Source organism: Methylobacterium cerastii (genome assembly GCF_022179125.1).
Classification (GTDB): Bacteria; Pseudomonadota; Alphaproteobacteria; order Rhizobiales; family Beijerinckiaceae; genus Methylobacterium; species Methylobacterium cerastii.
In genome coordinates this window covers 159,554-168,193 of the sequence record NZ_BPQG01000036.1, presented here as the reverse complement: position 1 = coordinate 168,193, position 8,640 = coordinate 159,554, and the positions used below count along the sequence as shown (strand labels likewise).

Annotated in this window: 18 protein-coding genes; all 18 read left to right on the top strand. The window is 66.4% G+C overall.

Going from position 1 to position 8,640, the window contains the following annotated elements; translation table 11 throughout:
• Positions 1-149 precede the first annotated feature (149 nt).
• Positions 150-458 (top strand): 30S ribosomal protein S10, encoded by a 309-nt coding sequence (gene rpsJ / locus MFF13_RS13285; protein ID WP_018044230.1) that lies wholly within the window; start codon positions 150-152, stop codon positions 456-458.
• A 50-nt stretch (positions 459-508) separates the two neighbouring features.
• Positions 509-1,243, top strand: coding sequence for a 50S ribosomal protein L3 (gene rplC, locus MFF13_RS13280; protein WP_147725867.1), 735 nt, complete (start codon positions 509-511; stop codon positions 1,241-1,243).
• The gene (gene rplD / locus MFF13_RS13275; protein ID WP_147752907.1) at positions 1,243-1,863 is read left to right on the top strand and encodes a 50S ribosomal protein L4; all 621 of its coding nucleotides are present in this window, start codon (positions 1,243-1,245) and stop codon (positions 1,861-1,863) included. The genes rplC and rplD overlap by 1 nt, the downstream gene beginning before the upstream one ends.
• The gene (locus MFF13_RS13270) at positions 1,860-2,156 is read left to right on the top strand and encodes a 50S ribosomal protein L23 (protein WP_147725865.1); all 297 of its coding nucleotides are present in this window, start codon (positions 1,860-1,862) and stop codon (positions 2,154-2,156) included. The genes rplD and MFF13_RS13270 overlap by 4 nt, the downstream gene beginning before the upstream one ends.
• A 26-nt stretch (positions 2,157-2,182) precedes the next feature.
• The gene (gene rplB, locus MFF13_RS13265) at positions 2,183-3,019 is read left to right on the top strand and encodes a 50S ribosomal protein L2 (protein ID WP_238272295.1); all 837 of its coding nucleotides are present in this window, start codon (positions 2,183-2,185) and stop codon (positions 3,017-3,019) included.
• Positions 3,020-3,024: 5 nt separating this feature from the next.
• A complete protein-coding gene (gene rpsS, locus MFF13_RS13260) occupies positions 3,025-3,303 on the top strand; it encodes a 30S ribosomal protein S19 (protein ID WP_147725863.1) in 279 nt (92 codons plus the stop codon).
• A gap of 1 nt (position 3,304) precedes the next feature.
• Positions 3,305-3,691, top strand: a complete 387-nt coding sequence (gene rplV / locus MFF13_RS13255) for a 50S ribosomal protein L22 (RefSeq protein ID WP_147725862.1) — start codon at positions 3,305-3,307, stop codon at positions 3,689-3,691.
• Between the two features lie 10 nt (positions 3,692-3,701).
• The gene (gene rpsC, locus MFF13_RS13250; RefSeq protein ID WP_147725861.1) at positions 3,702-4,442 is read left to right on the top strand and encodes a 30S ribosomal protein S3; all 741 of its coding nucleotides are present in this window, start codon (positions 3,702-3,704) and stop codon (positions 4,440-4,442) included.
• 48 nt (positions 4,443-4,490) lie between these two features.
• On the top strand, positions 4,491-4,904 hold the full coding sequence (rplP, locus tag MFF13_RS13245; protein ID WP_147725860.1) for a 50S ribosomal protein L16: 414 nt from the start codon (positions 4,491-4,493) through the stop codon (positions 4,902-4,904).
• A gap of 12 nt (positions 4,905-4,916) precedes the next feature.
• Entirely contained in the window at positions 4,917-5,132 is a 216-nt protein-coding gene (rpmC, locus tag MFF13_RS13240; protein ID WP_147725859.1) for a 50S ribosomal protein L29, read from the top strand.
• Positions 5,133-5,143: 11 nt separating this feature from the next.
• Positions 5,144-5,407 (top strand): 30S ribosomal protein S17, encoded by a 264-nt coding sequence (gene rpsQ / locus MFF13_RS13235; protein ID WP_147752905.1) that lies wholly within the window; start codon positions 5,144-5,146, stop codon positions 5,405-5,407.
• A 298-nt stretch (positions 5,408-5,705) separates the two neighbouring features.
• Positions 5,706-6,074 carry a 50S ribosomal protein L14 gene (gene rplN / locus MFF13_RS13230; protein ID WP_147725857.1) on the top strand — a complete coding sequence of 123 codons (369 nt, stop codon included), beginning with the start codon at positions 5,706-5,708 and terminating at the stop codon, positions 6,072-6,074.
• Complete coding sequence (gene rplX, locus MFF13_RS13225; protein WP_147752904.1) at positions 6,074-6,388, top strand: 50S ribosomal protein L24; 315 nt, start codon at positions 6,074-6,076, stop codon at positions 6,386-6,388. The genes rplN and rplX overlap by 1 nt, the downstream gene beginning before the upstream one ends.
• Complete coding sequence (rplE, locus tag MFF13_RS13220; RefSeq protein WP_147752903.1) at positions 6,381-6,947, top strand: 50S ribosomal protein L5; 567 nt, start codon at positions 6,381-6,383, stop codon at positions 6,945-6,947. Before rplX ends, rplE begins: the two co-directional genes overlap by 8 nt.
• Before the next feature lie 43 nt (positions 6,948-6,990).
• Complete coding sequence (gene rpsN, locus MFF13_RS13215; protein WP_147752902.1) at positions 6,991-7,296, top strand: 30S ribosomal protein S14; 306 nt, start codon at positions 6,991-6,993, stop codon at positions 7,294-7,296.
• 10 nt (positions 7,297-7,306) lie between these two features.
• Positions 7,307-7,702, top strand: coding sequence for a 30S ribosomal protein S8 (gene rpsH / locus MFF13_RS13210; RefSeq protein ID WP_147752901.1), 396 nt, complete (start codon positions 7,307-7,309; stop codon positions 7,700-7,702).
• A gap of 23 nt (positions 7,703-7,725) precedes the next feature.
• Positions 7,726-8,259 carry a 50S ribosomal protein L6 gene (gene rplF, locus MFF13_RS13205; RefSeq protein WP_147752900.1) on the top strand — a complete coding sequence of 178 codons (534 nt, stop codon included), beginning with the start codon at positions 7,726-7,728 and terminating at the stop codon, positions 8,257-8,259.
• A gap of 12 nt (positions 8,260-8,271) precedes the next feature.
• Positions 8,272-8,634: a 50S ribosomal protein L18 gene (gene rplR / locus MFF13_RS13200; protein ID WP_147752899.1), complete on the top strand. Its 363-nt coding sequence runs from the start codon at positions 8,272-8,274 to the stop codon at positions 8,632-8,634.
• Positions 8,635-8,640 lie beyond the last annotated feature (6 nt).

The window sequence follows — 8,640 nt, the reverse complement described above, 5'->3', positions numbered from 1 at the left end:
CGTCGCCGCCATCAACGCGTAGTCGTCAGACAGGCCGGCCCTTCGTCCTTCGGGACGAAGGGCCGGTCCCCGGACACAGCATCCGTCAGGGGACGATTGAGGGAAGGGCCCTCGCGCCCGCCCAACACGTTTCCGTCGAGGTTTAGGTCATGAACGGTCAAAATATCCGCATCCGCCTGAAGGCGTTCGATCATCGCATCCTGGATGCGTCCACCCGCGAGATCGTTTCCACCGCCAAGCGGACCGGCGCGACCATCCGCGGCCCGATCCCGCTGCCGACCCATATCGAGAAGTTCACGGTCAACCGCTCGCCGCACATCGACAAGAAGTCGCGCGAGCAGTTCGAGATGCGCACCCACAAGCGCGTCCTCGACATCGTTGATCCGACCCCCCAGACCGTGGACGCGCTGATGAAGCTCGACCTCGCCGCTGGCGTGGACGTGGAGATCAAGCTCTAAGCCCCGCCGGGTTTAGAGCTTACCGTTTCATCGCGCGAGGGAGACACCTTATGCGCTCAGGCGTCATTGCACAGAAGGTCGGCATGACCCGGATCTTCACGGAAGCGGGGGAACACGTTCCCTGCACCGTGCTCAAGATCGAACAATGCCAGGTGGTCGCCCACCGCACCGTCGAGAAGAACGGCTACGTCGCCGTCCAGCTCGGCGTCGGCAAGGCGAAGGTCAAGAACGTGTCGGCCGCCGAGCGTGGCCGCTTCGCGGTCGCCAAGGTCGAGCCGAAGCAGAAGATCGCCGAGTTCCGCGTGTCCGAGGACGCGCTGATCCCGGTGGGCGCCGAGATCACCGCCGACCACTTTATCCCGGGTCAGTTCGTCGACGTGACGGGCACGACCACGGGTAAGGGGTTCGCCGGCGGTATCAAGCGCTGGAACTTCGGCGGTCTGCGCGCCACCCACGGCGTGTCGATCTCGCACCGTTCGATCGGTTCGACCGGCGGCCGTCAGGACCCGGGCAAGACCTTCAAGAACAAGAAGATGCCCGGTCACATGGGCGTCGACCGGGTGACCACGCAGAACCTGCGCGTCGTCCGCACGGACGTCGAGCGCGGCCTGATCCTGGTCGAGGGTGCGGTTCCCGGCGTCGCCGGCGGCTGGATCCAGATCCGGGACGCGGTGAAGCGCAAGCTGCCCGCCGAAGTTCCGCAGCCCGGCAAGTTCCGTGAGAACGGCGCGTCCGCGGCCCCGCAATCCGCCCCCGAGGCGCCCGCTGCCGAGGAGAACGCGTGATGAAGCTCGATATCACCACCCTCGACGGCGCCGGCGCCGGTTCGGTGGAGCTCAACGAGGCCATCTTCGGCCTCGAGCCCCGCGCCGACCTGCTTCAGCGCATGGTGCGCTACCAGCTCGCCAAGCGTCGCGCCGGCACCCACGCCGTGCAGAACCGCTCGGACGTGAACCGGACCCGCAAGAAGCTCTACAAGCAGAAGGGCACCGGCAACGCGCGTCACGGCGCAGCGTCGGCTCCGCAGTTCCGCGGCGGTGGCCGTGCGTTCGGCCCGGTCGTGCGCGACCACGGCCACGACCTTCCGAAGAAGGTCCGCGCCCTTGCGCTCCGCCACGCCCTGTCGGCCAAGGCCAAGGCCTCGACCATCATCGTCGTGGACGACATCAAGATCGAGGACCACAAGACAAAGGGGCTCATCGAGCGCTTCGGCAAGATGGGTCTCTCGAACGCACTGATCATCGGTGGCGCGGAGGTCGACGAGAACTTCGGCCGCGCCGCCCGCAACATCCCGATGATCGACGTGCTGCCCGTGCAGGGTATCAACGTCTACGACATCCTGCGCCGCGACACGCTCGTGCTGACCCGCGCCGCGATCGACGCGCTGGAGGAGCGTTTCAAATGAGTGCCGATCCGCGCCACTACGATATCATTGTCTCCCCGGTCATCACCGAGAAGGCGACGAACCTCACCGAACAGAACAAGGTCGTCTTCCGGGTCGCCCCGAAGGCCACCAAGCCGCAGATCAAGGAAGCGGTCGAGAAGCTGTTCGACGTCAAGGTCACGGCGGTGAACACCCTCGTGACCAAGGGCAAGAAGAAGATCTTCCGCGGCATGCGCGGACAGCGTTCGGACGTGAAGAAAGCGGTCGTGACCCTCGCCGAAGGTGACACGATCGACGTCACGACCGGCCTCTGAGATAGACCGGGTAGGGATTTAAGCCGATGGCCTTGAAGACATTCAAACCGGTCACGCCGAGCCTCCGCCAGCTCGTGCTGGTCGACCGCCGTGAGCTCCACAAGGGCAAGCCGGTGAAGGCGCTGACCGAGGGCAAGTCGTCCTCGGGCGGCCGCAACAACCTCGGGCGGATCACCGTCCGCTTCCGCGGCGGCGGCCACAAGCGCTCGCTCCGCCTCGTCGACTTCAAGCGTCGGTCGCAGCCGGGCGTGTCGGCGACCGTCGAGCGGATCGAGTACGATCCGAACCGCACGGCGTTCATCGCGCTGATCAACTACCCGGACGGCAAGCAGAGCTACATCATCGCTCCGCAGCGCCTGCAGCCGGGCGACAAGGTGATCTCGGGCGAGGGCGTCGACATCAAGCCGGGCAACGCCGGGCCGATCGGCGGCATGCCGGTGGGCACGATCGTGCACAACATCGAGCTGAAGATCGGCAAGGGCGGCGCGGTCGCCCGTTCCGCCGGCAACTACGCTCAGATCGTCGGGCGCGACCAGGGCTACGTGACGCTCCGCCTGAACTCGGGAGAGCAGCGCCTGGTCCACGGCCAGTGCTACGCGACGGTGGGTGCGGTCTCGAACCCGGACCACATGAACATCTCGCTCGGCAAGGCCGGGCGCAACCGGTGGCTCGGCAAGCGTCCGCACGTCCGCGGCGTCGCCATGAACCCGGTGGACCACCCGCACGGCGGCGGCGAGGGACGCACCTCGGGCGGCCGTAACCCGGTGACGCCCTGGGGCGTGCCGACCAAGGGGAAGAAGACCCGCTCGAACAAGCGGACCGACGTCTTTATCCTGTCCAGCCGCCACAACCGCAAGAAGTAACCATCATGGCACGCTCACTCTGGAAGGGGCCGTTCGTCGACGGCTACCTCTTCAAGAAGGCCGAGGCGGCTCGCGGGTCGAGCCGGAACGAGGTCATCAAGATCTGGAGCCGTCGCTCCACCATCCTGCCGCAGTTCATCGGGCTCACCTTCGGTGTGCACAATGGACAGAAGCACATTCCGGTCTACGTTTCCGAGGAAATGGTCGGTCACAAGTTCGGCGAGTTCTCGCCGACCCGCACCTTCCACGGCCACGCGGCCGACAAGAAGGCGAAGAGGCGCTGACATGGGCAAGCAAGCCACCCCCCGCGCGCTGCCCGAGAACGAGGCCAAGGCCGTCGCACGGATGCTCCGTGTCTCGCCCCAGAAGCTCAACCTCGTCGCGCAGATGATCCGCGGCAAGAAGGTCGAGTCGGCCCTCGCCGACCTCGAGTTCTCCCGCAAGCGCATCTCGACCGAGGTCAAGAAGTGCCTCGAGAGCGCGATCGCCAACGCCGAGAACAACCACGACCTGGACGTCGACGACCTCGTCGTCACCCAGGCCTTCGTGGGCAAGGCGCTGGTCCTGAAGCGCTTCCACGCCCGCGCCCGCGGTCGCGGCGCGCGCATCCTGAAGCCTTTCTCGAACCTCACCATCGTGGTTCGCGAAGTCCGCACCGCCGAAGCGGCCTGAGGAGAATCTGATGGGTCAGAAAGTCAACCCGATCGGTCTCCGGCTCGGCATCAACCGGACCTGGGATTCCCGCTGGTTCGCCGGCAAGACAGAATACGTGAAGCTGATGCACGAGGACGTCGCGATCCGCGCCGCCCTCATGAAGCAGCTCAAGCAGGCGGCGGTCTCGAAGATCGTCATCGAGCGTCCGCACCGGAAGTGCCGCGTCACCATCCACTCGGGTCGTCCGGGCGTGGTGATCGGCAAGAAGGGCGCCGACATCGAGAAGCTGCGCAAGCTGGTCAACACCATGACCAAGGCCGACGTGACCATCAACATCGTCGAGGTGCGGAAGCCCGAGATCGACGCCGTGCTGGTGGCCGACTCGATCGCCCAGCAGCTCGAGCGCCGCGTCGCCTTCCGTCGCGCCATGAAGCGCGCCGTGCAGTCCGCCATGCGCCTCGGCGCCGAGGGCATCCGGATCAACTGCTCCGGTCGTCTCGGCGGCGCCGAGATCGCCCGCCAGGAATGGTACCGCGAGGGCCGCGTGCCCCTGCATACGCTGCGCGCCGACGTCGACTACGGCACGGCGACCGCGTTCACGACCTACGGAACGTGCGGCATCAAGGTCTGGGTGTTCAAGGGCGAGATCCTCGAGCACGACCCGATGGCGCAGGATAAGAAGGCGCAGGAAGAGGGCGGCCGTTCGGGCGGTCGTCGCGAGCGCGACGGCGAGGGTGACCGCGGTCGCGGTCGCCGCGATCACGCCTAACCGCGCGATCGTCGACCCCCGAGCCAAGGAAGGTGTTGAGAGGCTGCCATGTTGCAACCCAAGAAGACCCGGTTTCGTAAGCAGTTCAAAGGTCGCATCTCCGGTGCGGCCAAGGGCGGCTTCGACCTGAATTTCGGCCAGTTCGGCCTGAAGGCGGTGGAGCCAGAGCGCATCACCGCACGCCAGATCGAGGCGGCCCGCCGCGCGATCACCCGTGAGATGAAGCGTCAGGGCCGGGTCTGGATCCGGATCTTCCCCGACGTTCCGGTCACGTCGAAGCCGACCGAAGTCCGCATGGGCTCCGGTAAGGGCGCACCCGAGTACTGGGCCGCCCGCGTCCACCCGGGCCGCATCATGTTCGAGGTCGACGGCGTCGCCGAGGACATCGCAAAGGAGGCGCTCCGTCTGGGCGCCGCCAAGCTGCCTATCCGCACGCGCGTCGTGCAACGCATCGCCGACTAAGGGAGGCAGATCATGAAGTCGTCACAGAGACAGTCGGATCTCGCCGCCCTGTCGCCCGATCAGCTGAGCGACGAGCTCCTGAACCTCAAGAAGGAGCAGTTCAACCTGCGCTTCCAGGGGGCCACTGGCCAGCTCGAGAACGTCGCCCGCGTCCGCGAAGTCCGTCGCGACATCGCCCGCGTCCGCACCCTGCAGCGTCAGAAGACGCTGCAGGCGACGTCGGCCTGAGGAGTTTTATCATGCCGAAGCGCGTATTGCAGGGCGTCGTCGTCAGCGACAAGGGCGAGAAGACCATCGTCGTCAAGGTGGAGCGTCGCTTCACCCACCCGGTGATGAAGAAGACCGTCCGCCGCTCGAAGAACTACCACGCTCACGACGAGGCGAACGCCGCCAAGGTCGGGGCTACGGTGTTCATCGAGGAGTGCCGGCCCTTCTCGAAGACCAAGACCTGGAAGCTCGTCGAGGGCGACGCCGCCCAGGCCGAGGCTCCCGCGGCGGCCTGAGGCCACCGACCCAACACCCGTCGAGCGCGTACGCGCGCCCGATGAGACCCTCCGTGCTCCTGCCCGTAGAGCTTGCACGAATCGTCGCCTTGCTGTAGGCGACCTTTCTTCGCGACAGATCAGCGGTGACCGGTTCTCCGGTTCCCCATCGACTGCGGTGACCGCGCCGGCGCTGAAAAAGCGCCGATAGCGCGGTCTGTTATATGAGCCGGGGACATCAGATCCCCATCAGGCGTCGTCCGCCGGGCAATACCGCCCGTGTGCGGAAACCCGCCTGAAACAAGGAAAGGTCACTCCTGTGATCCAGATGCAGACGAATCTGGACGTCGCCGACAACTCTGGTGCGCGTCGCGTGATGTGCATCAAGGTCCTCGGCGGGTCGAAGCGGCGCTATGCCGGCGTGGGCGACATCATCGTCGTGTCCATCAAGGAGGCGATCCCGCGCGGCCGCGTCAAGAAGGGCGACGTCATGAAGGCGGTGGTCGTGCGGACCGCCAAGGAAGTGAAGCGTCCCGACGGTTCGGTGATCCGCTTCGACAAGAACGCGGCCGTTCTGATCAACAACCAGAAGGAGCCGATCGGGACCCGCATCTTCGGGCCGGTGCCGCGCGAACTGCGCGCCCGCAACCACATGAAGATCATCTCGCTGGCTCCGGAGGTGCTGTGATGGCAGCCAAGATCAAGAAGGGCGACACGGTCGTCGTCCTCACCGGTCGCGACTCCGGTCGCTCCGGCGAGGTCATCCAGGTGATGCCGAAGGACGACAAGGCGCTCGTCCGCGGGATCAACCTGGTGAAGAAGCACCAGAAGCAGTCCCAGAGCCAGGAAGGCGGCATCATCTCCAAGGAGGCCGCGATCCAGCTCTCGAACCTCGCGTTGCAGGACGCGAACGGCAAGCCGACCCGCGTGGGTTTCCGCATCCTCGAAGACGGTCGCAAGGTCCGCTTCGCCAAGTCCACGGGGGACCAGATCGATGGCTGAGGCCAACAAGGACGCCTACGTCCCGCGCCTGCGCACCCACTACGACGAAGTCATCCGCCAGAAGCTCATCGAGCAGTTCGGCTACAAGAACCCGATGCAGGTTCCCCGGATCGACAAGATCGTCATCAACATGGGCGTCGGCGAGTCCACCGCCGACTCCAAGAAGGCCGCCGTCGCCGCCGGCGACTTGGCGCTGATCGCCGGCCAGAAGCCGGTGATCACCAAGGCCCGCAAGCCGATCGCGACCTTCAAGGTCCGCGAGGGCATGCCGATCGGCTGCAAGGTCACCCTGCGCCGCCAGAAGATGTACGAGTTCATGGACCGCCTGGTCACGATCGCGCTGCCGCGCGTCCGCGACTTCCGCGGCCTGAACCCGAAGTCGTTCGACGGCCGCGGCAACTACGCCCTCGGGCTCAAGGAACACCTCGTGTTCCCGGAGATCTCGTACGACAAGGCCGAGCAGACCTGGGGCATGGACATCGTCGTCGCCACCACCGCCACCACCGACGAGGAGGCCCGCGCTCTGCTGGCCGCCTTCCAATTCCCGTTCCGGCAGTAGGCGTCCCTCGGGGCACCTAGACGCGGACACCGGAGGATAGACAATGGCAAAGAAGAGTTCAGTCGAACAGAACAACCACCGGAAGGAGCTGGTCAAGCGCTTCGCTGCGAAGCGCTCGGCCCTGCTCGCGACCGCCAACGACGAGTCCCTCGAGATGGAGGAGCGCTTCGAGGCGCGCCTCAAGCTCGCGGAGCTTCCCCGCAACTCGTCGCCGACCCGCGTCCGCAACCGGTGCGAGATCACCGGCCGGCCGCGTGCCTACTACCGCAAGATGGGCGTCTCGCGCATCGCACTGCGCGAGCTCGGGAACCGGGGTCTGATCCCGGGCCTCGTCAAGTCGAGCTGGTAAGGAGGCACCCATGGTCAACGATCCCGTGGGCGATATGCTCACCCGCATCCGCAACGGCCAGATGCGCCGTCGCAACGTGGTCTCGACGCCCGGCTCACGCCTGCGCGCCAACGTCCTGAACGTGCTGAAGTCGGAAGGCTACATCCGCGACTTCGCGACCACCGACCTCGGCAACGGCCGGACGGAGTTCGCGATCGAGCTGAAGTACTATGACGGCCAGCCCGTCATCCGCTCGATCCAGCGCGTGTCGAAGCCCGGCCGCCGCGTCTACTCGGCCGTCGGAGACCTGCCGCGCGTCGCCGACGGCCTCGGCGTCACCATCGTGTCCACCCCGCAGGGCGTCATGGCCGACCACGAGGCGCGCGAGCGCAACGTCGGCGGTGAAGTGCTCTGCAAGGTGTTCTGATCCCCGGATAAGGAGAGAGGCAGATGTCTCGCGTAGGCAAGAAGCCCGTCCCCGTTCCGGCCGGCGTCACGGCGTCGGTCACGGGTCAGACGGTGAAGATGAAGGGCTCGAAGGGCGAGCTCGAGTTCGTGGTTCCCTCGCTCGTCCTGGTGGCGTTGGAGGACGGCGCCGTCACGGTGACCCCGAAGGACCAGTCCAAGGCGGCCCGTTCGCTCTGGGGCACCTCGCGGGCCCAGGTCGCGAACCTCGTCGAGGGCGTGTCCAAGGGCTTCGAGAAGAAGCTCGAGATCACCGGCGTCGGCTATCGCGCCGCGATGGCCGGCAAGGCGCTCAAGCTCTCGCTCGGGTACAGCCACGACATCGAGTACCAGATCCCGGCCGGCATCACGATCGTGACGCCCAAGCCGACGGAGATCACCATCTCCGGCATCGACCGCCAGGTCGTCGGCCAGGTCGCCGCGGAAATCCGCGACTACCGCGGCCCCGAGCCCTACAAGGGCAAGGGCGTCAAGTACGCCGGCGAGTTCATCTTCCGCAAGGAAGGCAAGAAGAAGTAAGGGGGCTGAGACATGTCACGCAAACTCGAAGCCCTCGACCGCCGCAAGGCGCGGGTGCGCCGGGCGCTCCGCGCCTCGGCCAACGGCCGGCCGCGCCTGTCGGTGTTCCGCTCGTCGAAGCAGATCTACGTCCAGGTCATCGATGATGCGGCGGGCGTCACGCTCGCTGCCGCCTCGTCGATCGACAAGGGCCTGCGCGCCGACCTGAAGACCGGCGCCGACATCGCCGCCGCGTCCGCAGTCGGCAAGCTCGTCGCCGAGCGCGCCAAGGCTGCCGGCGTCTCGAAGGTCGTGTTCGACCGCTCGGGCTACCAGTACCACGGCCGGATCAAGGCTCTGGCCGACGCCGCCCGCGAGGGTGGCCTCGACTTCTAAATCTCG